Origin of the sequence: Micromonospora trifolii (assembly GCF_050516465.1) — a bacterium.
GTDB classification, from domain to species: Bacteria; Actinomycetota; Actinomycetes; order Mycobacteriales; family Micromonosporaceae; genus Micromonospora; species Micromonospora trifolii.
Map to the genome: position 1 here is coordinate 2,988,442 of NZ_CP191526.1, position 23,191 is coordinate 3,011,632.

The 23,191-nt window shown below is 70.1% G+C and carries 15 protein-coding genes; 4 read left to right on the top strand and 11 right to left on the bottom strand.

Going from position 1 to position 23,191, the window contains the following annotated elements; genetic code table 11:
* Nucleotides 1-97: 97 nt before the first annotated feature.
* Together ACQRWP_RS13765 and ACQRWP_RS13770 are read right to left on the bottom strand one after the other, a co-directional pair.
* Nucleotides 98-1,768, bottom strand: a complete 1,671-nt coding sequence (locus tag ACQRWP_RS13765) for an ABC-F family ATP-binding cassette domain-containing protein (protein ID WP_430502619.1) — start codon at nucleotides 1,766-1,768, stop codon at nucleotides 98-100.
* Between the two features lie 222 nt (nucleotides 1,769-1,990).
* Complete coding sequence (locus tag ACQRWP_RS13770; protein ID WP_430502620.1) at nucleotides 1,991-2,596, bottom strand: TetR/AcrR family transcriptional regulator; 606 nt, start codon at nucleotides 2,594-2,596, stop codon at nucleotides 1,991-1,993.
* A 133-nt stretch (nucleotides 2,597-2,729) separates the two neighbouring features.
* Between ACQRWP_RS13770 and ACQRWP_RS13775 the strand changes: the two genes are divergently transcribed.
* On the top strand, nucleotides 2,730-3,824 hold the full coding sequence (locus ACQRWP_RS13775) for an aldo/keto reductase (RefSeq protein WP_430502621.1): 1,095 nt from the start codon (nucleotides 2,730-2,732) through the stop codon (nucleotides 3,822-3,824).
* A 144-nt stretch (nucleotides 3,825-3,968) separates the two neighbouring features.
* Here ACQRWP_RS13775 and ACQRWP_RS13780 read toward each other — a convergent pair whose 3' ends face one another.
* The 4 genes from ACQRWP_RS13780 to ACQRWP_RS13795 form a co-directional block, all read right to left on the bottom strand.
* Nucleotides 3,969-4,952 carry an alpha/beta hydrolase gene (locus tag ACQRWP_RS13780; protein ID WP_430502622.1) on the bottom strand — a complete coding sequence of 328 codons (984 nt, stop codon included), beginning with the start codon at nucleotides 4,950-4,952 and terminating at the stop codon, nucleotides 3,969-3,971.
* 75 nt (nucleotides 4,953-5,027) lie between these two features.
* Complete coding sequence (locus ACQRWP_RS13785; protein ID WP_430502623.1) at nucleotides 5,028-5,924, bottom strand: acetyltransferase; 897 nt, start codon at nucleotides 5,922-5,924, stop codon at nucleotides 5,028-5,030.
* 158 nt (nucleotides 5,925-6,082) lie between these two features.
* Nucleotides 6,083-7,282 (bottom strand): low temperature requirement protein A, encoded by a 1,200-nt coding sequence (locus ACQRWP_RS13790; RefSeq protein ID WP_430502624.1) that lies wholly within the window; start codon nucleotides 7,280-7,282, stop codon nucleotides 6,083-6,085.
* 114 nt (nucleotides 7,283-7,396) lie between these two features.
* On the bottom strand, nucleotides 7,397-8,938 hold the full coding sequence (locus ACQRWP_RS13795) for a flavin-containing monooxygenase (RefSeq protein WP_430502625.1): 1,542 nt from the start codon (nucleotides 8,936-8,938) through the stop codon (nucleotides 7,397-7,399).
* Between the two features lie 215 nt (nucleotides 8,939-9,153).
* Between ACQRWP_RS13795 and ACQRWP_RS13800 the strand changes: the two genes are divergently transcribed.
* Nucleotides 9,154-10,116, top strand: coding sequence for an AraC family transcriptional regulator (locus ACQRWP_RS13800; protein ID WP_430502626.1), 963 nt, complete (start codon nucleotides 9,154-9,156; stop codon nucleotides 10,114-10,116).
* Between the two features lie 69 nt (nucleotides 10,117-10,185).
* On the opposite strand, the gene ACQRWP_RS13805 is transcribed toward ACQRWP_RS13800, so the two are convergent.
* Nucleotides 10,186-12,168, bottom strand: a complete 1,983-nt coding sequence (locus ACQRWP_RS13805; RefSeq protein WP_430502627.1) for a pectate lyase family protein — start codon at nucleotides 12,166-12,168, stop codon at nucleotides 10,186-10,188.
* A gap of 834 nt (nucleotides 12,169-13,002) precedes the next feature.
* On the opposite strand from ACQRWP_RS13805, the gene ACQRWP_RS13810 reads away from it, so the two are divergent.
* Together ACQRWP_RS13810 and ACQRWP_RS13815 are read left to right on the top strand one after the other, a co-directional pair.
* Nucleotides 13,003-14,619 (top strand): family 16 glycoside hydrolase, encoded by a 1,617-nt coding sequence (locus tag ACQRWP_RS13810; RefSeq protein WP_430502628.1) that lies wholly within the window; start codon nucleotides 13,003-13,005, stop codon nucleotides 14,617-14,619.
* Between the two features lie 122 nt (nucleotides 14,620-14,741).
* Entirely contained in the window at nucleotides 14,742-17,258 is a 2,517-nt protein-coding gene (locus tag ACQRWP_RS13815) for a right-handed parallel beta-helix repeat-containing protein (protein ID WP_430502629.1), read from the top strand.
* Between the two features lie 78 nt (nucleotides 17,259-17,336).
* Here ACQRWP_RS13815 and ACQRWP_RS13820 read toward each other — a convergent pair whose 3' ends face one another.
* The 4 genes from ACQRWP_RS13820 to rhaS form a co-directional block, all read right to left on the bottom strand.
* On the bottom strand, nucleotides 17,337-18,773 hold the full coding sequence (locus ACQRWP_RS13820; protein ID WP_430502630.1) for a rhamnulokinase: 1,437 nt from the start codon (nucleotides 18,771-18,773) through the stop codon (nucleotides 17,337-17,339).
* Nucleotides 18,773-20,806, bottom strand: coding sequence for a bifunctional aldolase/short-chain dehydrogenase (locus ACQRWP_RS13825; protein ID WP_430503198.1), 2,034 nt, complete (start codon nucleotides 20,804-20,806; stop codon nucleotides 18,773-18,775). The genes ACQRWP_RS13820 and ACQRWP_RS13825 overlap by 1 nt, the downstream gene beginning before the upstream one ends.
* Nucleotides 20,807-20,845: 39 nt before the next feature.
* Nucleotides 20,846-22,027, bottom strand: coding sequence for an L-rhamnose isomerase (rhaI, locus tag ACQRWP_RS13830; protein ID WP_430502631.1), 1,182 nt, complete (start codon nucleotides 22,025-22,027; stop codon nucleotides 20,846-20,848).
* A 64-nt stretch (nucleotides 22,028-22,091) separates the two neighbouring features.
* Nucleotides 22,092-23,177 carry a rhamnose ABC transporter substrate-binding protein gene (rhaS, locus tag ACQRWP_RS13835; protein WP_430502632.1) on the bottom strand — a complete coding sequence of 362 codons (1,086 nt, stop codon included), beginning with the start codon at nucleotides 23,175-23,177 and terminating at the stop codon, nucleotides 22,092-22,094.
* Nucleotides 23,178-23,191 lie beyond the last annotated feature (14 nt).

Consider the following 23,191-nt stretch of genomic DNA (forward strand, 5'->3'; position numbering starts at 1 on the left):
GTCTGCTCCGCAGGTGCCGGAGAGGTCAAGGGCCCGTTACGAAAACGTTTCCAACGCCGTACCAGCAGACCTGCCGCCGTTGATCAAGAGGTTTGCGTCATCCCGCCCGGCGTGGCGTGACCCGAACCTCTTGGTCACTGCTCGACGGGCGAGCCAGCGGGAGGGGAAGCTCTCTGCCTGGCCAGCGGGAGCGGAGTCTGCGGTCGTGGCTGGCCACGACGATGGCACCGGGGCCGGCGCCCAGGGCGTCCTCCAACTCGTCGCAGAGCGTCGGCGAAAGGTGGTTGGTGGGCTCGTCGAGCAGCAGCAACTCCGGCGGATCGGCGACGAGCACCGCCAGGGCGAGTCGACGGCGCTGTCCCACCGACAGGTCGGCCACCGGGCGGTCGAGGTCCGCCGGGGCGAGCAGTCCGAGGGACGACAGCGGTACGACCTCGGCCCGCTCCATCCCGACGGCACCGTCGAAGACCTGCCGGGCCGTCCGCCGCGCATCCGCGAAGACGCTGTCCTGGGCGAGCAGACCGACCCGCAGCTCCGGTCGTCGCCAGAGGGCTCCGGCACCGGCAAGGTGGCCGGCGAGCACGGCGAGCAGAGTCGACTTGCCCGCGCCGTTGGGGCCGGTCACCAACAGCCGGTCGCGGGCCTTGATCTCCAGGTGCGCCACCCGCAGTCGGCCGGTAACCTCCAGCCGGTCCGCCGTGACGATGACCCCGTCGCTGTCGCCGACGGCGAGCGCCGGCGCGTGGAAGCGCAACGGCTCCGACGGCACCGGAACGGGGTCGCGCTCGATCGTCTCCAGTCGACGGTCGGCGTCGCGGACGCGACGGGAGATCTGGTTCTGGACGCGGCCGGAGGTATGCCCGTACCCCATCTTCTCGCTGTCGCGCGGGCCCCGGCCGTGGGCGACCTGGTGCCCGGTCACGGCGGCGGCCTCGCGCAGGTCGGCGAGGAGCGCCTGCTCGTCGTCGTAGCGCCGCCGCCACCGTCGCGCCTCGGCGCGCTTCGCCGCCAGGTAGGCGGTGTAGCCGCCGCCGAAGCGGACCGGCCCGTCGACCGCCGGGTCCAGGTCGATGAGATCGGTGCAGACCGCGTCCAGGAACGCGCGGTCGTGACTGGCCACCACGACCACCCCCGGCATGGCACGGAGCTGGTCCTCGCAGAACGCCGCCGCCGCGTCGTCGAGGTGGTTGGTGGGCTCGTCGAGCAGCAGCGCGCTCGGCCGGCGGATCAGCATCGACGCGAGGGCGAGCCGGCCACGTTGCCCGCCGGAGAGCGCGCCCAACGTCCGGTCGTGGGGCAGACCGCCGAGACCGAGGCCGTCGAGAACCGTGCGGGCACGCCGGTCGGCGTCCCAGGCGTCGCGGTCCTGCGCCCGCTCCAGCACCTCGCCGTACGAGTCCAGCAGCCGGTTGTGCTGCTCGGTGCCCTCCGGCGAGTCGGCGAGCGCGACGCCGATCCGGTCCAGCTCGGCGAGGTCGGCGCGAGCCTCGCGCAGCGCGTCGTCGAGGACGGCGGCGATGGTGGTGGATGCCAGCAACGGCAGCTCCTGGTGCAGGAAGCCGACGTCCGGTGGGCGCGTGACGGTGCCGGAGTCGGGTTCGTCGACGCCGGCGAGGACCCGCAGCAGGGTCGTCTTGCCGGTGCCGTTCTCACCGATCAGGCCGATCCGGTGGCCGGGCGCGGCGGTCAGGGAGACGCCGTCGAGCACCCGGCGGTCGCCGCGGACCCGTACGAGGTCATGGGCGATGAGAGCAGGTCGAACAGACATGGGGAACCTCGGAGAACGACGATCCGGGGCGCACACCGGCACCCCGGCGGAAGCAGGACATGACGACGGAGGCCGCGGCGACAGAGGCGCGATCACGCGCCCGTCGGCGGCCGGTCCGGGTGCTCACCCGGAGATGTCGTCGTCACCTGCCACGTCTGCTCCGATCTCCGACAACTCGGGCGCAAGGATAACTCGACGGTCGCTGCACAGATCCTGACCCGGTCAGGCCGTCCGGGCACCTGCCCGCAGCGAGTCGATGGTGAGGTCGAGGACGGCCTCGAGGTGGTCGATCTTTCCGGTGGAGAGCAGCAGCAGCACCCCGCCCTGGATGCCGGCGAGCAGTGCCGCGGCGGCACGGTCGGCGTCGAGGTCCGGGTCGATGTCGCCGGTCGACTGCATGTGCCGGATGCCCTCGGTGATCGCCTTCTGCCAGCGCCACATGAGCCCGGTCACGATGGCCTGCGCGCCGGGCGCCCGCCGGCCGGTCTGGCCGAGCAGACCGTTGAGGGGGCACTTCACCCCCTGCGCGAGGTATCGCTCGATCAGTCGGTCGCGCCACGCGAGCCAGGCCGGCCAGGACGTCAGGTTGCTGAGCATCGGCTCCTGGTCGATGAGCACCTGGTCCGCCTCGTGCTGGGCCACCGCGAGCAGCAATCCCTCCTTCCCGTCCGGGAAGTAGTGGAAGAGCTGGCCCTTGCTGGTGCCGGTGTGGGCCATCACATCCTCGAGGCGTACCTCGTCGACGCCGCGCTCGCGGATCTCGGCGGCGGCGCCGGCGACGATCCGCGCCCGGGTCGCCTCGCCCTTGCGGGTCAACGCCCGTGTCATGAGACCTCCTGGTCTGGACCTGGGGGTCCAACCCTACCTCGGTTTTTGGACTTGCAGGTCCATTTTTGTCGAGCCAAGGTCGGGAACGCGCGGTCCGCAGCGGGGCCGACACCACGATCGGGAGGACACCACGATGAACCACTACTACCTGCTCGGGCGGTCCGGTCTGCGGGTGAGCCGGCTGGCGCTGGGCACGATGAACTTCGGTGTCGACGGGTTCCATGCCGCGTACGGCAAGACCGAGGAGGAGGCCGAGCCGATCTTCCGGCAGTACCTGGAGGCGGGCGGGAACTTCATCGACACGGCGGACTTCTACACCGCCGGCGAGAGCGAGAAGATCCTCGGCCGTCTGATCGACCGGGCCGGCGTACGCGAGCGGCTCGTGCTCACCAGCAAGGCAACCAACACCGTCGACCCGTCCGACCCGAACGCCAGCGGCAACGGTCGCAAGCACATCATGCGGGCCGTGGAGGCGTCGCTGCGTCGGCTCGGCACCGACTACATCGACCTGTACCTGCTGCACACCTGGGACCGGATCACCCCGGTCGAGGAGGTCGTACACACCTTCGACGACCTGGTGCGCTCCGGCAAGATCCGGTACGCCGGGCTCTCCGACGTACCGGCCTGGTACGCGGCTCGGGCGCAGAGCTACGCCGAGGCGCACGGGCTGGCCCCGATGATCAACGTGCAGTTGCCGTACTCCCTGGTCACGCGGGACATCGAGGCAGAGCACGTGACGATGGCCCAGACCCTGGGCATGGGGCTCACCGCGTGGAGCCCGATCGGCGGGGGTCTGCTCAGCGGGAAGTACCGGCGGACCGGCGAGGGCATGAGCGGGACCGGCCGGTTGACGAACCCGGACGCGGCGGGTCGGGAGATCAGCCCCGGCGACTGGCAGGTGATCGAGGCGCTGGAGAGCGTGGCCGCCGAGTTGGGGCGCAGCATGGCGCAGGTGGCGATCAACTGGGTGGCCACCCAGCCCGCCGTCGGTTCCGTGGTGATCGGAGCGAGCAGTCCCGAACAGCTCGCCAGCAACTTCGGTGCGCTCGACTTCGAGATCCCGGCCGACGCCCGGCGCCGGCTCGACGAGGCGAGCGCCCCGAAGGTCCCGCTGCTCTACTCCATGTTCACCCCGCAGTACCAGTCCTGGGTGGTGAGCCCCGGCCTCGGCATCGGGGACAAGCCCGCCGGGTACGCCCCGCCGGTGTTCAACGGCGCCGCCGTGTAGGACCTCGCGCGCAGCACGATCGCCCCCTGCCCTGCCCCTGCCCCGCCGATCTTGCACTTGCTGTCCCGGTATAAGGGGCATCCCACTCATGTCGACAACCACAAGTGCAAGATCGGCGGGGCGGGGGCCCCGGGGGCGACGGCGTTACCGACGGATCGGGGCGTCGTTCGTCGTCGCGGGGCCCGATTCCGGCGCGGTCGCGCCCTCGTAGAGCGCGACGTACCGCCGGCGCCACTCGTCGCCGTCGGCGCCGAGGTTGAGGGTGTTGTGTTCGACGCCCAACGTCTCCGGCAGGGTGCACACCCGCAGCGGTATCGCGTTCGCGGCGGCGATCCGGCGCGGCACGTCGACCGCCGCCCTGAGGTCCACCACGCCGTCGAGCGGGCTGATCGCGACCGCCGCTGTCCGCAGACCGGTCCGCCGGGGCGGATTCGGCAGGGCACGGGCGATCGTCAGGTACTGGGTGACGGCGGCGAGCGAATATCCGCGCGACGTGACGCGGTCCCGCAGGACGCGACGCCCGTACAGCACGATGAGCGGTTTCACCGCGTAGGCCGGCGCCTGTCGCGGGTTCGGGCCGAAGAACGGCGACAGCAACAGCAGATGCCGTACGACGTTGCCCGGCACCTGGGCCAGCCAGGCGGCCAGCACGGCGCCCCCGGAGATCCCCACGACGCCGACCTCGTCTCCCAGAGCCGCCGCGACGGCCCATCCCTGCGCGGCGTACGTCGTCAGCTCACCGGCCTCGACCCGGTGGTGGGCCCGCCGGTCGACGGTCCCGTGCTGGGGCGCCCGGGGAACCCAGACGTTGTACCCACTGTCGAAGAACTCCTCGGCCAGCCCTTCGTACTGCTCGGGCGCGAGGGTGTACCCGTGCAACAGCAGCACGGCCCGGCCGGTACGGGAGCCATGGCTCAGCAGGCGGCTGCGCGACTCCGGTCGTACCTCCGGATCGGCCGCCTCGGCGGCGATGATGGCCGCGGCGGCACGGGTGGCCGTGCCGAAGTCGAGCGGTCGGGCCGGCGCGACCCGTAGCCCACGGCGGCCCACCGGCCAGAGGTAGAGCCCGGCGACCGCCGCCCCGACGAGCGCCAACCCGCCGACGAGAAGCGCGATGATCTCCGGCATGGTCAGATGCTGACAGGGGCCGCGCTCGGCGTCAGCTGAGGGGGTGCGCCCGGGTGACCGGGCGCACCCGGTCAGCTATTCCTGACTGTTCGGCGGCGCGAAGACGACCCGGGAGCGCAACTGCCGGAAGCCGGTCCGCTCCAGCTCCGCCAGCACCGCCACGCGGTGGGATTCCACATCGGCGATGACCTCGCGGGCACCGCCGGCGGTCAGCACCCGGACCGCCTCGGCCAGCAGTTCGGGCCGGGCCGCCTCGTCGAGCAGGCCGAGATAGGCGAGCAGTGGGAAGCAGGCATCGCCGGCCGTTCCGGCCAGGCCCACCGGCTTACCGGCGTCCACCGCGACGCGCCACCCCTCGGTAGCGTCGCCCAACCAGGCCAGCGGGTCGGTGGCGAGGTCGACGCCGCCGACCGCTCGTGCGTTCTCGACGCCGGTCAGCACGTCCGGCTCGACGATCCGGGCAACCAGGGTGTTGATCTCCGCCGCATCGACCGGCGCGCGGAAGTCGTACCGCCCGGAGGACGCCGGCAGGGGGGTGCCCGCCCAGGAGCAGCGGAGCCGCTCCCCCCGCTCGACCAGCCCGGCGAGCCGGGCGGCCTCCATGGGTGCCCGGACCACGGCCAGTACCTCGGGCCGACGCCGCCAGTGCGCCGGCAGCGCGGCGTAGTACAGACCGGGACCGCCCAGTGCGTCGTGGGCGGCGCGCAGCAGCTCGGCGCCCACCTCCGGCTCGGCGTCCAGATCGAACCGTTCCAGCCACGGGGCACCGATGGCACCCGGCGGGAGGACCCAGGCTGCCCGACCGACCACCCGGCCGGTACGAAGGGCGACCCAGGTGGTCTCGGGTCGGTAACCGCCGCCGGCGATCCCGTCGGCGTACGCGACCTGGCGCAGTTGGGGCAGCGGATCGGGCATGGAGTCGAACAGGTTTTCCTCGCCCGCGACGAGCGGACGAATGACCAGATCAGTCATGGGTTGGTCCTCCGGGAAGCGCGCGCCCCGGATCAGATCCGCGCGGACGCCGGAGCGCGGAGGGGGCGCAGAACATCGGACATTGTTCTGACCTCCTTCCAGCTCGACGGCGTGCCCGACGACCATACGCGGGCTGGTCGCCGGTTCGCAACGGATCGTCACAGCGTCGGGTTGGTCTCCGACCCGCGCTTGTGGGCTCGCTGGTCGTACACGGTGATGCCGGCCAGGATCACCGCCGCGACGGCCGCCACGGCGACCGGCGGGAGCAGCACCATCGGCGGGGCAGCCACTACCAGCGCCGCCACGCCGAGGTACAGCGCCCGGCACCGCGGCGCGGATCGGTCCTCCCGCTCCAGGGTGCTGCGCCCGATCAGGAACAGCACCGGGCCGCCGAAGATGATGGCCACCAGAGCCCAGTCGATCGGCGGGTGCGGATCCTCGATGACCTGGCCGAAGCCGACGGCGGTGCAGATGATGCCGCCGACGATCAGCAGCAGGCTGTAGCTCGCCCACCGCGACAGCTGGATCCCCTCCCCGCTCGGGGTCGAGGCATGGCCAGACCTGACGTGGTAGAAGTAGATCCGCCAGAACGAGACGACCGCCACGAACGAGGCGACGAGGACGATGGTCCCTTCGGTGGTGAAGCCCGGGAAGCTGACCGCCGCGCCGGCTTCGAGCACCACCTCGGCGAGAGCGATCATGAAGAACTGGTTGTACCGCTCGGCGAGATGTTCCTGCGAGACGGTGACCCCCAGGCTGGTGAGCTGCCACTTGCCCATGCGGGGCAGGGGGTAGGTGGTGGCGGCGCCGATCAGCTCGATGGCGAGAGCGAGGGTCCAGAAGACGCCCCGACCGAGACCACCGCTGATGCCGCCACTGATCCAGAGCACGCTGGACGCCAGGTGCCAGGTCAGCACCCGGAGCGCGAACGCGTGACCCGCGTGACCTCGCAGGGCGAACGACAGGAAGAGCGGTCGGCCGACCTGGATGACGACGTAGGTGCAGGCGAAGACGACGCCGCGTTGGCCGAAGGCCTGCGGCAGGGTTACCGCCAGTACCAGCGTGCCGAACATCGTCGCCAGCAGGACGGCCTGCAGGTCCGGGCGCCGCGGGTCGTAGGTGCTCGCCAGCAGGGCGTTGAGCGACCAGATCATCCACATCGCCGTGAAGAACAGGACGGTCTGGCCCGCCTCGGACAGCAGCGCGTGCCGGACGATGGTCAGGTCGTCCGCGATCCGCCCGGCGAGGCGGGCCAGCGCGAAGACGTAGACGATGTCGAAGAGCAGTTCCAGGACGGTCGCCGAGCGGGGGCTCCTACTGTCCCCGAGACCACGGAAGAACTCGGTGCGCGTCAGCACGGACGGCGAGACAGCTCAGCCGGCCAGGGCCGCCGGCACGGGCACACCACGGTGGCGACCCTGTTCCGCTGCCATCGTCCCCGAGCCTCCCTCGCCGACCGGCCCCGCTGATCCCTATCTGCGTATTTTATCCATCTTCATCGGGTCCCCGTCGCTGATGGCGGATACCGGGTCGGCGGTACGCCGGATCATCTGTGCCGTCACCCTGCGGTACGAGCCCGGGTCGACGGGGAACAGCCACTGCCGGGCTCGGGTCAGCGGGCCGACGTTGAGACCCAACTCGTCGAGCACCTCGTCGACGTTGTGCATCGAGAACGGAATGATGTTCGTGCCGCGAGCGTGCCGTCCGTTGGTGCGCTTCGTCATCCAGAACAGCCGGGCGCGCACCTCGTCGCGCATCCGGACCTCGGTCGGCAGGGTGAGCCCACCCCGCAGGTACGCGGCCGTCCAGACCGCCGCCATCTCCGCGCTGAGCGGGCTGAAGAACGACGAGTTGTAGCCGGCGAACGTCAGCCGCGGCACGCCGATCGGCAGGATCTGCCGGTAGAGCATGAAGTTACCGGCGTCGTCCTGAAGCCGGGCGTGCAACGCGTCGTCGAAGAACGGCACGTGCTGGCGGAAGCCGGTGCCACAGATCACCAGGTCGGCGGGGAGCACCGTGCCGTCGGCCATGCGGGCGGCGGGCCGGCCACCGTCGACCAACAACTCGGTGATCACCTGATCCCGGTGCACGGCGATGCGGCCGTCGGTGACCCGCTCGAAGAAGCCCTCGGTGGCGAGGCTGACCGTGCTGCGGGCGATGTCCTCGAAGCTGCCGTTGGGCACGAGACCCAGCTCGCGCAGGTTGAACTGCCGGGTTGCGACCGAGCCGACGCTGTCGACCATGCGCTGGCGCAGACCGTTGCCCGGGCCGTGCAGGAACCGCTCGAAGCCCCTCAGGTGCAGGTAGCGGAAGAGCGCCTCACCCATCCGGGTGAGCAGCAGGTACTTGTAGTTGAGCGCACCACCGAGCTTGCGAGGCATCTTCCAGAGCAGCTGGCGCGCCACCACGTGGGTCTGGGCGGCGACCTCGCTCACCGGGACCGCCACGTCGCAGGACGACTTGCCGTACCCGACCACGAGGACGTTCTTACCTCGGGCCGCCTCGATGTCGTGGAACTCCCCCGTCGCCAGTACGCGCCCTCCGGCGGCCGCGAAGCTCGCGTGCCCGTCGAAGGACGGAACGAGCGGGTCGGAGAAGATGCCGTTGGCGACGATCAGGTGGTCGTACCGTTCCACAGTCAGCGGGTCCTGGGCGCCCGCCGGCCGCGAGGTGACCAGCCACCCGGTCTCGTCGTTGACGAGCTCGGCGGAGGCGACCTCCGTGGACAGGCGCAGCGCGCTGGCCAGCCCGAACTTCTCCACGTAGCTCTCCAGGTACCGCTGGACCTGCTCACCCGACGGCCACTGCGGGTAGTCGGCGGGCATCGGCAGGTCGGAGAGGTGGTAGGTGCCCTTGTCGTTCTGGGTGTGCAGGCCGGGGTAACGCCGGGTACGACTCCACACCCCACCGACGTCGGGCGCGCGCTCGAACACTGTGACGTCGAATCCGCTCTGCCGCAGCACCTTCGCTGCGCTCACACCGGCGAATCCGGCACCAACGACGGCAATCCTCATGATCTCCTCCGAAGGACGTGCGAACCGTGCCGGCGCTGACCGCCCGCGGTGCTCGCACGCTAGCGAGCAGGCCGGGAAGGTCGCTATCCGCGCGACGCGGGCGCTATCCGCAGTACGCGGCCGGACCCTTTTCCTGTCGGGTCGACGGCTTTCGGGTCTGGTCCGGGCCGGTCGAGCCTTACGGTCAGCGCGACGGGACGCCCGGGAGGTGTCGGATGGATGCGGTGACGGTCCGGACGGACGACGTCGACCGGGCTCGCGCCGAGGTGGGTCGGGTCTTCTGTCCACATCGGCTCACCCCACAGCCGGGTGTGCACAGCGTGCAACTGCGGATGGCCGCTCGCCGGGCGGGCGGGGTGGGTGTCATCGACCTGGACTACGGGCAGGCGGTGCGCATCCAACCGCCCGCGCTGGAGAGCTTCTACCTCGTCCAGATCCCCAGCGCCGGCAGCACGATGGTCCGCCACGCCGGTCAGACCGTGACCTCGACACCCGATGTCGCCTCGGTCCTGTCCCCGTACGACCCCTCGGACATGCAGTGGTCCGAGGGCTCGCCCCACCGGATCTTCTACGCCGACCGGCACGCCGTCGACCGGGAACTCGCCCGCCTGCTGGGCCACCCGGTGGACGAGCCGGTCCGCCTCGACGTCGGCATGCTCATGACCACGCCGACAGCGCAGGCGTGGGCGCGCGGGGTGGCGTTCCTCGCCGACGAGCTGTCCCAGCCGGCGGACGCGTCCCTGTTCGACCACCCGCAGGTCGCCGCCCGTTTCGAACAGGGGCTCATCGGCAAGCTGTTGCTGGCCCATCAGCACAGCCACTCCCACCTGCTGGCCGAGCCGGGCCAGCACACCCACCCCGGGCGTCTCGTCCGCCGGGCCTGCGCCCTGATCTCCGAACACCACGGAGAGGCACTGACCGTCGGTGACGTCGCCGAGGCGCTGCGGGTGAGCGTACGAACACTTCAGGACTGTTTCCGCCGTGAGTTGCAGACCACCCCGACCGCGTACCTGCGGGCGTGCCGGCTCGACGCAGCGCACCGCACGCTCCGCTCGGCCCCGCCGGGGATGTCCGTGACGACGGTTGCCCTGCAACACGGCTTCGTGCACCTCGGCCGGTTCGCGACCGAGTACCGGACGCGATTCGGCGAGTCACCGTCCGCGACATTGCGGCACTGACCGGGCCGTCCCGCGTCGTGCCGCCCCGGCCGAGTGCTGGCACCGGCGGGACGGTACGACGTGCGGGCCTCAGGTCAGCCGGCCGACCCCGGCGCCCGCGCTGACCAGCGCCGGAATGTTTGCCGCCGGGTCCAGTTGGTACGGGTAGTAGGTACGCGGTTCGACGACTGTGCCAGCGGTCTCGGGCAGGCCGGAGTTGACGAAGATGTTGCCGCGCTGCACGGCACGGCCAGGGCCGCTGTCTGCGTACCCGCTCGCGGAGTGCAGCGGGTACGGGACGTCCCGGAAGTAGTTGCCCTCGACCAGGACGCCGGCGTTCTCCGTCGACGCGACGCCGTAGAGGGTGTTGCCGAGGAAGTAGTTGTTGTAGACGTGCACCGGCTCGCCGAACCGGACCCGGGGATGGCGTTGGCGGCTGTGGTCGAAGAAGTTGTGGTGGATGCTCACCTTCAGGTGCCCGACGTCGCCGGACGCCGCGCCGTCGGAATGCCCGATGAGCATGCTCTTGTCGGCGTGGTCGAAGTGGTTCCAGGAAACCGTCACGTAGTCGGCGCCCCGCACGATGTCGACCGACCCGTCGATCGCGCCGGCAAAGCGGTTGTGGTCGATCCAGACGTGGTGGGAGTTCTGGCCGACGTTTATCGCGTCGTCCTCGGCCTCGGTGAAGTTGATGTTGCGGACGATCACGTTGTACGACCGGTAGAAGTCCAGCCCACCTCCGGTGATCTCGGCGTTCCCGACGCCGACGATCGTCTTGTGCGGCCGTACCCCCTGCTTGCTGCTGATCCGGATGACGCCACTGACCTGGATGACCATCGGGCCGATGGTGTCGATGTAGTCGAGGAAGTCCGCCGCGTTGGTCGCGGTGACCACCGGGCCCCCGGCTCCGCCGGTCGTACCGTTCTGACCGAGCGCGACGACGCTGGCGAACCCGTCCGGCTGTCCAGCCGGCACCGCGCTCGGCGAGGCAGCGGCGAGCGTCGACGACAGCTTGCCCACCCCGGCGCCGGCCGGAACGGTGGTCGGGACGTCGGCGGCGGGGGTGAGCTGGTAGGGGTAGTAACCGCGTGGATCGGGAACGGTGCCCCGGGTCTCGATCGGGTGGTTGCAGGCGACAAGGATGTTTCCCCGGGCCGCGATCCGGCCCAGGTCGCCGCTGAAGTCCACCCGGCCGGGGTTGTTCACGGAGTAGAAGTAGTTGTTCTCCATGAGCACGGCGGCGTCGTAGGTGGACGCGACCCCGTAGCTGTTGTCGTAGTAGTAGTTGTTGTAGACGTGCGCCAACGCGGAGAACCGTACCCGGGGGTTGCGCTGGTCGGAACGGTCGAAGAAATTGTGGTGATAGGTGACCCGCAGCCGGCCGATGTCCTGCGGCCCGGCGTCCTCGTCATGCCCCAGCAACAACGTCTTGTCGTGATCGTGGAAGTGATTCCAGGAGACGGTCACGAAATCGGAGCCCCGTTTGATGTCTACCGCACCGTCATCGCCATTCGAGAACTCGTTGTGGTCGATCCAGATGTGGTGGGAGAACATCTGCACGTTGATCAGGTCGTCGGTCGCGCCGGTCAGGTGCAGGTTGCGAATGATGATGTTGTGGACGGCGTTCGGCGGCGGTGCGGTGACATCGTCGTCGACGGGGACACCGATGTTCAACCCGCCGCCGGAGAGCGTGGCGGTGGCGCCGAGCCCGATGATGGTCTTGTCCGAGGCGACGTCGTGCATTCCGTCGTTGCTGCCTGCGGGCAGATTGATGGTGCCGGAGACCTGGATGACGTAGGGCCCCGGCCGGGCGATGTAGTCCAGGAACTGGGCGGCGGTGGTGGCGGTGACGGTGGGTCCGCCGGCTCCGCCGGTGGTGCCGGTCTGGCCAAGCGCGGCGACGCTGGCAAAGCCGTCGGCGGGGCCGGCGACGGCTTTGGTGGCCGGATTCGTCGACGCTGCGGTGCGGGTGGCCTGGGCCAGCCCGGGTGGGGTGAGCAGGACGGCGACGAGGCCGACGACGGCGGTTGACCACCAGCGCGGCGGGATGCGGCGAGCGGGCGTGGAGAGCATCTGGCTGCTGCCTTTCGCGGGACGGAACGCGGACCGGGCGTGGTCCGACGGGCCGCGGCGGCGAGCCCGGACCGGTCGGCGACGCCTGGACGTCGGCGTCGCCCGGCACGGGCCAGCGCCGGATCGGCCGGCGATCCGTGGTGGTGGGGTGCGAGGGCGGAAAGCGCTTTCCAGCACCCATGCTAAGCACGGCGATTAATTCATGTCAATCAACAGATCTTGGTTTCCTGCAAACGGTTGTTGCATTGATCATGGTCTACATTGCCGATCTAGTGGCCACCGAGGGCCGGCGCGGTGACGCCCCACCCCCGCCAACGCGGATAAATGCCGCAGGTTCACCGCAGGGCATTGACGTCGGTCGCAGTGCCGTGCTTACTTCGCTGCAAACCTTTGCAGGTCCGGGAGGTGCGTACGGGTGCCAGCCAGGCCCGTTGATCGAGGCCGCCTCGCCAACCCCGGACACCCGCCCACCGGGTGGTACCACGCCGCGCCGGCACCCGCCGGGGCAGACGAACGGACCTGCGCCACCGACAACTCGACCGACCCCGGACAGAGCGCATCGGGCATCGACAACTGAACGACGGCAGCCGCACAAACAGCATCCGGCGGCCGCGCAGAACGGGCACTGTCGTTTCGGTGAACCCGACCGAATGCCTGCCGACTCGACCGCCAGCGGCCGAGCAATAAGTGTTGCCCAAATAGCCTGCAACATACCTGCACATTCAATTTATTGACTCTCGCCAGTGCGTCTCCCTACCGTTCGTGTATGGCTCATTTCGTATCCGTTACGGAATCGAAAATCTGAGACCGCCACCACCACCAGGGAGGTCCACGATGACATCACCGAAACCTCGGGGCCGGCCGAGACCCCGGCTGATCGCGGCGGCACTCGCCGCCGGAGCGCTCGCCGCCACAGCGGTGCTCATCGCCACCCCGCCCGCCTTCGCCGACACGCTGCTCAGCGACGACTTCTCCGACGGCAACTCGACCGGCTGGTCGCGGTCGGGGGGCAGCTGGTCGGTGGTGACCGACGGTTCACTGGTCTTTCGGCAGTCCGGCACCAGCAGCGACGCCCGTGCGTTGACCTCCGCCGCGGGCTGGGCGGACTACGGCGTCCAGGCGCGGGTCAGACCCACCGGGTTCGGCGGCACGAACCGGCACGTCGGGGTGATCGCCCGGGCACAGAACAGCAGCAGTTACTACGCGCTGGCGGTGACCGCCAGCGGCGGCGTGCAACTGCTTCGGCGGGCCGGTGGAGACCCGGTGGCGCTCGACTCGGCAGCCGGTGGCGTGACCACCGGCAGCTGGGCCACGCTGCGCCTGGAGGCCGTGGGCACCACACTGCGGGGCTACGTCAACGGCGTGCTGGTGGTCGAGGCGACCGACAGCGCGTTCGCCGCCGGCCGCGCCGGGCTTGCCACCTCGTATGCCAGCGCGTCCTTCGACGACGTCCGGGTGGACACCGAGACCGGAGCGCCCGGGGAGCCCCCGGGCGAGCCGACACTGCCACCCACCGAGCCGCCACTGGACCCGGGCGCACCACCGATCGGCTTCGCATCGGTCAACGCGCTCGGCCAGAACGGCACCACCGGCGGCGCGGGCGGTCCGACAGTCACCGTCGACACCGCCGCCGAGTTCCTCGCCGCGATCGGCACCGCCGGCGCGTTGAACATCCGGGTCAGCGGCGTGATCGCGCTACCCGGCCCGATGCACGACGTGACCTCGGACAAGACGATCGTCGGCGTGGGCGCCAGCTCGGGCATCACCGGCGGGGGCCTGAACATCGGCCTGCCGGTGAGCACCGCGACCAGCCCTCCCGCCAACGCGGTGCACAACGTGATCGTCCGCAACCTGAACTTCCGCAACACGGTGGACGACGCGATAAACGTGCAGATGTTCTCGCACCACATCTGGATCGACCACAACGACCTGGCGTACGGCTATGACGGCCTGATCGACATCAAGCGTGGCGCCAGCTACGTCACCGTCTCCTGGAACCACACCCACCACCACACGAAGAACATGCTGCTCGGACACGACGACAGCAACGCCGCCCAGGACACCAACTATCTGAAGGTGACCTACCACCACAACTGGTTCGACCGGACACCGCAGCGCAATCCACGGGTCCGCTTCGGCGAGCCGGTGCACGTTTTCAACAACTACTTCGTCTACAACACCGACGTCGGGGTCGCCTGCCAGCTCAACTCGGGCTGCGTGGTCGAGGGCAACTACTTCGAGGACGTCGAGGTGCCCTGGTCGATCAGCTACGCCGGGTCCAAGGGTCGGCTGATCGCCCGGAACAACGTGCTCGCCGGCACCAGCGAGCCGGGTGACGCGGGTGGCTCGGTGCAGGAGCCCAGCACCTACTACCCGTACACGGTCACCGATCCGAACACGATCAAGTCGGTCGTCTCGGCCGGCTCCGGCACCGGAAAGCTCGGCTTCTAGCAGCGGCGGGGGCCGGTCGACCAGCACCGGCCCCGTCACCAAGGGAGGACACCACCCTCATGCATAGACGCTTGTCTATCGCATCCCCTCGTTTCCGGACAACCCACCACCAAGGAGGTTCCGTGCACACCACCGAAACCTGGCGAAGGCATCGCCGAGGTCTCCTGCTCACGATCGGGGCAGCACTCGCCGCGGTCGCCCTCGCCCTCGGCATGGGCGCCACCGGCGCCTACGCCGACACCCTCTTCACCGACGACTTCGAGGACGGCAACGCCACCGGATGGACCGCGTCCGGGGGCAGTTGGACGGTCGCCACCGACGGCTCCCGGGTCTACCGACAGTCCGGCACCAGCAGCGACGCCCGGTCGTTGGCCGGTACGGCGAGCTGGACCGACTACTCGGTCCAGGCCACCGTCAAACCGACAGCGTTCAACGGCTCCAACCGCTTCGTCGCGTTGCTGGCCCGGGCGCAGAGCAGCACGAGCTACTACTACCTGGCGCTGCGCAGCAACAACACCATCGAGCTCAAGCGACTCAGCGGCGGCTCCAGCACCACGCTGGACAGCGCCGCGACCACGGTGACGGTCGGCACCGCGTACACGCTGCGGATCGACGTCGCCGGCAGCTCACTGAAGGGCTATGTCAACGGCACGCTGCTGACCGAGGCCACCGACAGCCAGTTCGCCAGCGGCCGGATCGGTGTCGCCACCTTCAACGCCAGCGCGAACTTCGACAACGTGCAGGTCACCAGCGCCACCCCCGGGCCGGACCCGACCGACCCGACGCCGGACCCGCCCGGTGACCCGGGCACGAACGTGGCGGACGGCTGGGCCTCGGTCGACGCCTGGGGTCAGAACGGCACGACCGGCGGGGCCGGCGGCCCGACCGTCACGGTGACCACCGCGGCGCAGTTCATCGCCGAGGCTGCCTCGGCCGGTCCGAAGATCATCCAGGTCAGCGGGCTGATCGCACTGCCCGGCCCGATGCACGAGGTCACCTCGGACAAGACGATCGTCGGGCTGGGCGCCAACTCGGGCTTCACCGGCGGCGGCCTCAACATCGGTCTGCCGATCGACAACGCGGTCACCAGCCCGCCCGCGAACGCCGTGCACAACGTCATCCTGCGAAATCTCAACTTCCGCAACTGGGCCGACGACGCGATGAACGTGCAGATGTTCTCCCACCACATCTGGATCGACCACAACACCTGGACGACCGGCTCGGACGGCGGCCTCGACATCAAGCGCGGCTCGTCGTACGTGACGGTGTCCTACAACCACGCCGACGGCACCGACAAGAACATGCTGCTCGGGCACGACGACGGCAACGCCGCGCAGGACACCGGGCGGCTGAAGGTCTCCTACCACCACAATTTCTTCGACGAGACCCGTCAGCGCAACCCCCGGGTCCGCTTCGGCGACCAGGTGCACGTCTACAGCAACTACTACCTCAACACCGGTGACTACGGGGTCGCCGCGACGGAGAACTCCGGCGTGATCGTGGAGGGCAACTACTTCGAGAACGTCGACGACCCGTACCACCTGGCCGAGGCGTCCTCCGGCCCCGGCCGGCTGGTCGCCCGCAACAACTGCCTCATCAATTCGGGCACGGGTGAGACCGGCGGCAGCGTGACCAACCCGCCGTACGCGTACACCATCACCACCGCCTGCGACATCAAGGCCGTCGTGACCGCGCAGGCCGGGGTCGGCAAGGTCGGCCTGCCGGGCGGGCCGACCAACCCGCCCCCGACGACCCCTCCCCCGACCACTCCTCCACCGACCACCCCACCGCAGACCGGCCTGGTCGGCTGGGCCACCCAGAACGGCGGCACCACCGGCGGCGCGGGTGGTCAGACGGTCACCGTCTCCGACGGCCCGGCGCTCGCCGACGCCCTGGAGTCGGCATCACCGCTGATCATCCGGGTGCAGGGTTCGCTCACCATGCCGGACAAGATGAACGACGTCCGCTCCAACAAGACAGTGCTCGGCGTCGGCAACGCCACGCTGGACAACGGCCTGAACGTCAGCAGCGCCAGCAACGTCATCATCCGTAACCTCACCTTCCGGGGCTGGGACGACGACGCGGTCAACGTGCAGAACTCGCGCAACGTCTGGATCGACCACAACACCTTCGACGGCGGCTACGACGGCGCGTTGGACATCAAGCGGGAGTCCGACTTCGTCACCGTCTCGTGGAACCGGGTCACCAACCACACAAAGAGCATGCTGCTCGGCCACGACGACGGCTTCACCGCCGACATCGGGCACCTGCGGGTGACCTACCACCACAACTGGTTCGACGGCAGCAAGGAGCGCCACCCCCGGGTCCGGTTCGGCGACCCGGTGCACGTGTTCAACAACTACTACTTCGGCGCGGACTACGGCGTCGCGTCCACGATGGGCGCCGGCGTGCTCGTCGAGGGCAACTACTTCGAGAACGTGACCCGGCCGACGGCGGTCGGCTACGCCGAATCGGACCCGGGCGACCTCGTCCAGCGCGACAACGTCTTCGTCAACTCCGGGGCGCCGGAGAGCGCGGGCGACGTCGCGGCCATCCCCTACTCCTACCAACTCGACGCCGCCAGCGGTGTGAAGGCGAGCGTCACCGCAGGTGCCGGCGCCGGACGCATCACGATCTGACCCGTTGCTGGGGCGGCGGTCACCGGACCGCCGCCCCACTCCTGCCGGTGGAGCGGGCCGGTCAGACCGCCCGCACGCTCAGTCCTCCCAACCGAGACGTCGGGCGGCGGCCCGCCACGCCGTCGCGTCGGCGCGCGGCTCGTACCGCACGATCTGTTGGGTCGCGCGCAGCACGGACCGCAGCTCGCCCAGGCCACCACCGATCGCGCCGAGGGCGCGGGCCTGCACCAGTGCGTTGCCCAGGGCGGTGGCCTCGACCGGCCCGGCGAGCACCGGCAGGCCGCAGGCGTCGGCGGTGAGCTGACAGAGCAGGTCGTTGCGGGCGCCGCCGCCGACGACGTGCACCGCGTCGACGTGCCGACCGGAGAGCTGCTGCACTTGCTGGACGGCGCGCCGGTGCGCCAACGCGAGGCTGTCCAGGATGCACCGGACGGTCGCCGCCGGGTGCCCCGGCACCGGCTCGCCGGTGCGCCGACAGGCCTCGGCGATGCGGGCGGGCAGGTCGCCGGGTGGCAGGAAGGCGGGATCGTCCGGGTCCACCACAGATCGGAAGGCCGGCTCGTCGGCCGCCTGACGGAGCAGGGCGGGCAGGTCCGTGGTGCCCCAGGTACGCACCGACTCCTGAAGTGGCCAGAGGCCCATCACGTTACGTAGGTAGCGGAACGTGCCGTCGACGCCGGATTCGTTTGTGAAGTTGGCCCGCCGGCTCGCCTCGGTGAGCACCGGGGCGTCCAGCTCGACGCCGACCAGCGACCAGGTGCCGCACGAGATGTAGGCGAAGTGCTCACCCACCGCCGGCACTCCCACCACGGCCGAGGCCGTGTCGTGCGATCCCACCGCCACCACCTCGGGAGTTCCGGGCAGATCGAGCGTGGGCAGCACGGGGCCCATCCGGGTGCCCGGCTCGCGCAGCGGCGGGAACAGCTCGCCGCGGATCCCCGCGTCGGCCATCAGGTCCGTGGCCCAGGCGCGGCGACGCAGGTCGTACAGCTGGGTGGTGGAGGCGTTGGTGACCTCGGCGCCGATCACACCGGTGAGCCAGTAGGCGATGAGATCCGGGATCAGCAGGAGCCGGTGCGCGGCCTCCAGCTGAGGCGTTCCGGCGGCCGCGACGAGCTGGTAGAGGGTGTTGAACGGCAGGTGTTGCAGCCCGGTCGTGGCATACAGCCGCGCCGGGCCGAGCTGCTCCGCCACCCGGTCGCCGACGCCCTCGGTGCGCCCGTCGCGGTAGTGCACCGGGTTGCCGAGCAGAGCGCCGGTGGCGTCGAGCAACCCGTAGTCCACCGCCCAGGTGTCGATGCCGAGACCGGCGACCGGACCGGCGGAGCGCAGTCCCTCCAGGACACCCCGGTAGAGCGCCAGGACGTCCCAGTGCAGGGTGCCCGCCACCCGCACCGGATCGTTGCGGAACCGGTGCGCCTCGGCCAGTTCCAGCGTCTCCGGTCCGACACGCGCGAGCATCACCCGGCCGCTGGACGCGCCCACGTCCACGGCGGCCAGTCGCACGGCGGTCATCAGCGCAGGAAGGCCGCGGCGACCCCGGCGTCCACCGGGATGTGCAGCCCCGTGGTGTGCGACAGCTCGCCGCCGGTGAGCACGAAGACGGCGTTGGCGACGTGCTCGGGCAGCACCTCGCGCTTGAGCAGCGTGCGCTGGGCGTAGAACTCGCCCAACTTCTCCTCCGGCACGCCGTAGACGGCGGCCCGCTGCGCACCCCAGCCCCCGGCGAAGATGCCGGAACCGCGGACCACCCCGTCCGGGTTGACTCCATTGACCCGGATGCCGTGGCCGCCGAGTTCGGCGGCGAGCAGGCGGACCTGGTGCGCCTGGTCGGCCTTGGCCGCGCCGTACGCCACGTTGTTCGGGCCGGCGAACAGCGAGTTCTTGCTGGAGATGTAGACGATGTCCCCGCCCATCCCCTGCGCGAGCAGCACCCGCGCGGCCTCCCGCGAGACGAGGAAGGAACCCTTGGCCATCACGTCGTGCTGGACGTCCCAGTCCGCCTCGGTCGTCTCCAGCAACGACCTGGACAGCGAGAGCCCGGCATTGTTCACGATCAGGTCCACCCCACCGAAGGCGAGCACCGCGTCGCGCAGGGCATCCGCGACAGCCGTACCGTCGCTGACATCGACCGCGACGGCGACCGCCACGTCGGTGCCGCCGATCTCCGTGGCGACGGCGCCGGCCGCCTCGGCGTCGCGGTCGGCGACCACGACACACGAGCCCTCCGCGGCGAGCCGGTGGGCGATGGCCCGGCCGATGCCGGAGCCACCACCGGTGACGAACGCGACCCGCGTGGCGAGGGCCTTCGGCTTCGGCATGCGCTGAAGCTTCGCCTCTTCCAGTGCCCAGTACTCGATCCGGAACTTCTCGGCCTCGTCGATCGGCGCGTAGCGCGACACGGACTCCGCGCCGCGCATCACGTTGATGGCGTTGACGTAGAACTCGCCGGCGACCCGGGCGGTCTGCTTGGTCGCACCGAAACTGAACATGCCCACGCCCGGCACCAGCACGATTGCCGGGTCGGCGCCACGCATCGCGGGGCTGTCCGGGCCGGCGTGCCGGTCGTAGTAGGCGCGGTAGTCGTCACGGTAGGCGGCGTGCAGCTCGGCGAGGCGGGCGAGCACGGCCTCGATCGGGGCGGTGGGCGGCAGGTCGAGCACCATCGGACGGACCTTGGTCCGCAGGAAGTGGTCCGGGCAGGAGGTGCCGAGGGCCGCGAGCGCGCTGTGCTTCTCCCGCGCGACGAAGTCGAGCACCACGTCACTGTCGTCGAAGTGGCCCACCTGCGACCGGTCGGTGGACGCCAGGCCCCGCAGCACCGGGAACAGCGCCGCCGCCCGACGCCGACGTTGGTCCGGTGGCAGCGGCTCGTAGCCGGCGATGACCGGACCGAGCGGTTCGGCCCGACCCCGCTGGTCGAGGAACGCCTGTGCGTCCCGGATCATCTCCAGCGAGTTGCGCTCGCACTCGTCGCTGGTCGCGCCCCAGGCCGTGATGCCGTGGCCGCCGAGGATCACACCGACGGCGCGCGGGTTGGCCCGCGCCACCGCGGCGATGTCGAGGCCGAGTTGGAAGCCGGGCCGCCGCCAGGGGACCCACAGCACCCGGTCGCCGAAGATCTCCTTGGTCAGCTCCGGCCCGTCCGCTGCGGCGGCGATCGCGATCCCGGCGTCGGGGTGCAGGTGGTCGACGTGCGCGGCGTCGACGAGGCCGTGCATGGCGGTGTCGATGGACGGCGCGGCACCGCCCCGGCCGTGCAGGCAGTAGTCGAAAGCGGCGACCATCTCGTCCTCCCGCTCCACGCCGGGGTAGACGTCGACGAGGGCGCGGAGTCGGTCCAGCCGCAGCGCGGCCAACCCGGACGGAGTGAGCGTGCCGAGGTCACCGCCGGAGCCCTTGACCCAGAGCAGCTCGACCGGAGCGCCGGTGACCGGGTCGGTGGCCGCGCCCTTGGCAGAGGTGTTGCCCCCGGCGTAGTTCGTCGTGGTCGGGTCTGCGCCGAGCCGGTTGCTGCGCGCGATCAGCGCCTGAACCTCGGGTTGCATCGTCCTCACGTCCCCAGTCTGCGTATCTGTGTATGCCGGTCAGGCGCCCCAGCCGGCCTGCTGGCCGTCGGCGCGCTCGGCGCGGATCCTGTCGAAGTAGCCGGAGCGGGCGTACGCGGCCATCGGGTCCGGATCCAGGCCCGACTCCGCGCGCAGGTCGGCGAGCAGCGGCCGGACGTCGGTGTTGTACGCGTCCATCAGCACGGCGTTGGCGGCGAGCACGTCACCGCCGCGCTGTGCGGCGGCCAGTGCGCCCGCGTCGACGAGCAGCGCCTTCGCCGTGGCCTCCTGCACGTTGAGCACGGAGCGGATGATGGCGGGGATCTTCGCCTCGATGTTGTGGCACTGGTCGAGCATGAACGCGATGCCGGCCTCCGGTGCCAGTGCGTCGCCACGCACGATCTCGTACATGATCCGGAACAGCTGGAACGGATCCGCCGAGCCGACCATCAGATCGTCGTCGGCGTAGAAGCGCGAGTTGAAGTCGAACGCGCCGAGCTTCCCGACGCGCAGCAGGAACGCCACGATGAACTCGATGTTCGTACCCGGGGCGTGGTGGCCGGTGTCGATGACCACCTGCGCCTTCGGACCCAGCTCCAGGCAGTGCGCGTACGCGGTGCCCCAGTCCGGCACGTCGGTGCTGTAGAACGCCGGCTCGAACAGCTTGTACTCCAGCAGCAGCCGCTGGTCGTCGCCGAGCCGGTCGTAGGTCTCGCGCAGCGCCACCGCGAGCCGGTCCTGCCGGGCACGGATGTCGTCCTGGCCCGGGTAGTTGGTGCCGTCGGAGAACCAGAGCTTCAGGTCACGGGAGCCGGTGCGGTCCATGATGTCCACACACTCGAGCAGGTGGTCGATGGCCTTGCGGCGTACCCCCGGATCCGGGTTGGTGACGCTGCCCAGCTTGTAGTCGTTGTCCTGGAACACGTTGGCGTTGATCGCGCCCAGGGCGACACCACGCTCCCCCGCGTACGCGGCAAGCTCGGCGTAGTCGTCGACCCGGTCCCACGGGATGTGCAGCGCCACAGTCGGTGCGATGCCCGTGAGCTGGTGTACGACCGCCGCATCGGCGACCTTCTCGTACGGATTACGCGGCACCCCCTCCTGCGGGAAGACCTTGAACCGGGTTCCGGAGTTGGCGTACGCCCAGGATGGCGTCTCGATCCGCTGGGACCGCAGAGCCTGCTTGACCCGTCCGAGGGTCTGCGTGTCGGGCAGCGTCATGGTGTCTCTCCCGTCGGCTTTCCGGTCGGTGCACGGCGTGCGCCGGCACCGACCGGAAGGGCGCTCAGAACTGGAACTGGTCGATGTTGTTCTTGTCGAACACGGTGGGCGGGCCGAGGATGACCACCCCGTCCTTCGCGACGGTGAACTCGCCGAGCTTGCCGGCCTTGAACTTGTCGCCCTCGGCGCCGGTGATCTGACCGGAGGCCAGGGCCGCACCGGCGTACGCGGCGAGGTAGCCGAGGTCGGCCGGGCTCCACAGGGCGAACGCGTCGACGGTGCCGTCCTTGACGTACTGGCGCATCTGGTTCGGCGTGCCCAGGCCGGTCAGCTTGACCTTGCCCTTGTACTGCGACCCGCTGAGGTAGCGGGCGGCGGCGGCGACACCGACGGTGGTGGGCGAGATGATGCCCTTGAGGTTCGGGTACGACTGCAGCAGACCCTGGGTCTCCTGGAAGGACTTCTGATCGTCGTCGTTGCCGTACGCCACGGTGACCAGCTTGATCTTGCTGTACTCGGGCTTCGCCAGCTCGGTCTTCATCAACGCGATCCAGGCGTTCTGGTTGGTCGCGTTGGCGGTGGCGGAGAGGATCGCGACCTCGCCGGCACCGCCGATCTGCTCCGAGATGAGTTTGACCTGGTTCTCCGCGATGCCCTCGGCGGTGACCTGGTTGACGAAGACCTGGCGGCACTCCGGCTTGGTGTCCGAGTCGAAGGTGACGATCTTCGCGCCGGCCGCCTTCGCCTGGTTCAGCGCCCCGCAGATCGCGTTCGGGTCGTTGGCCGAGGTGACGATCACGTCCATGCCCTGCTGAGACAGGGTGTTGATGTAGCTGACCTGGGACGAGGCGCTGGCCTCGGAGGGGCCGACCTCCTTGAACTCACCCTTGATCTCGGTGACCGCGTCCTTGCCGCCGTTGTCCGAGACCGTGAAGTACGGGTTGTTGAGCTGCTTCGGCAGGAAGGCGATCTTGAGACCTTCGCGGAGAGCGGCGTTGGGATTGGCGGCGCCGCTCGCCTGGTTGCCGGCGCCGGCGTCGTTGTCGGTGTCGTCCCGGGTGGTGCCGCCACAGGCCGTGGCGCTGAGGAGCAGTGCGGCGATAGTGAGGCTGGTGGCCCCGACGCGGAGCCCTCTGCGGTACGCGGACATCGTCATCCTTCCAG

Bases quoted from the DNA above. Each gene is read 5' to 3' on its own strand.
- ACQRWP_RS13800 (WP_430502626.1), top strand. From the start codon at position 9,154: ATGGATGCGGTGACGGTCCGGACGGACGACGTCGACCGGGCTCGCGCC.
- ACQRWP_RS13820 (WP_430502630.1), bottom strand. From the start codon at position 18,773: ATGACCGCCGTGCGACTGGCCGCCGTGGACGTGGGCGCGTCCAGCGGC.
- ACQRWP_RS13795 (WP_430502625.1), bottom strand. From the start codon at position 8,938: ATGAGGATTGCCGTCGTTGGTGCCGGATTCGCCGGTGTGAGCGCAGCG.
- ACQRWP_RS13770 (WP_430502620.1), bottom strand. From the start codon at position 2,596: ATGACACGGGCGTTGACCCGCAAGGGCGAGGCGACCCGGGCGCGGATC.
- ACQRWP_RS13785 (WP_430502623.1), bottom strand. From the start codon at position 5,924: ATGACTGATCTGGTCATTCGTCCGCTCGTCGCGGGCGAGGAAAACCTG.
- ACQRWP_RS13780 (WP_430502622.1), bottom strand. From the start codon at position 4,952: ATGCCGGAGATCATCGCGCTTCTCGTCGGCGGGTTGGCGCTCGTCGGG.
- ACQRWP_RS13805 (WP_430502627.1), bottom strand. From the start codon at position 12,168: ATGCTCTCCACGCCCGCTCGCCGCATCCCGCCGCGCTGGTGGTCAACC.
- ACQRWP_RS13775 (WP_430502621.1), top strand. From the start codon at position 2,730: ATGAACCACTACTACCTGCTCGGGCGGTCCGGTCTGCGGGTGAGCCGG.
- rhaS (WP_430502632.1), bottom strand. From the start codon at position 23,177: ATGTCCGCGTACCGCAGAGGGCTCCGCGTCGGGGCCACCAGCCTCACT.
- ACQRWP_RS13765 (WP_430502619.1), bottom strand. From the start codon at position 1,768: ATGTCTGTTCGACCTGCTCTCATCGCCCATGACCTCGTACGGGTCCGC.
- ACQRWP_RS13825 (WP_430503198.1), bottom strand. From the start codon at position 20,806: ATGCAACCCGAGGTTCAGGCGCTGATCGCGCGCAGCAACCGGCTCGGC.
- rhaI (WP_430502631.1), bottom strand. From the start codon at position 22,027: ATGACGCTGCCCGACACGCAGACCCTCGGACGGGTCAAGCAGGCTCTG.
- ACQRWP_RS13810 (WP_430502628.1), top strand. From the start codon at position 13,003: ATGACATCACCGAAACCTCGGGGCCGGCCGAGACCCCGGCTGATCGCG.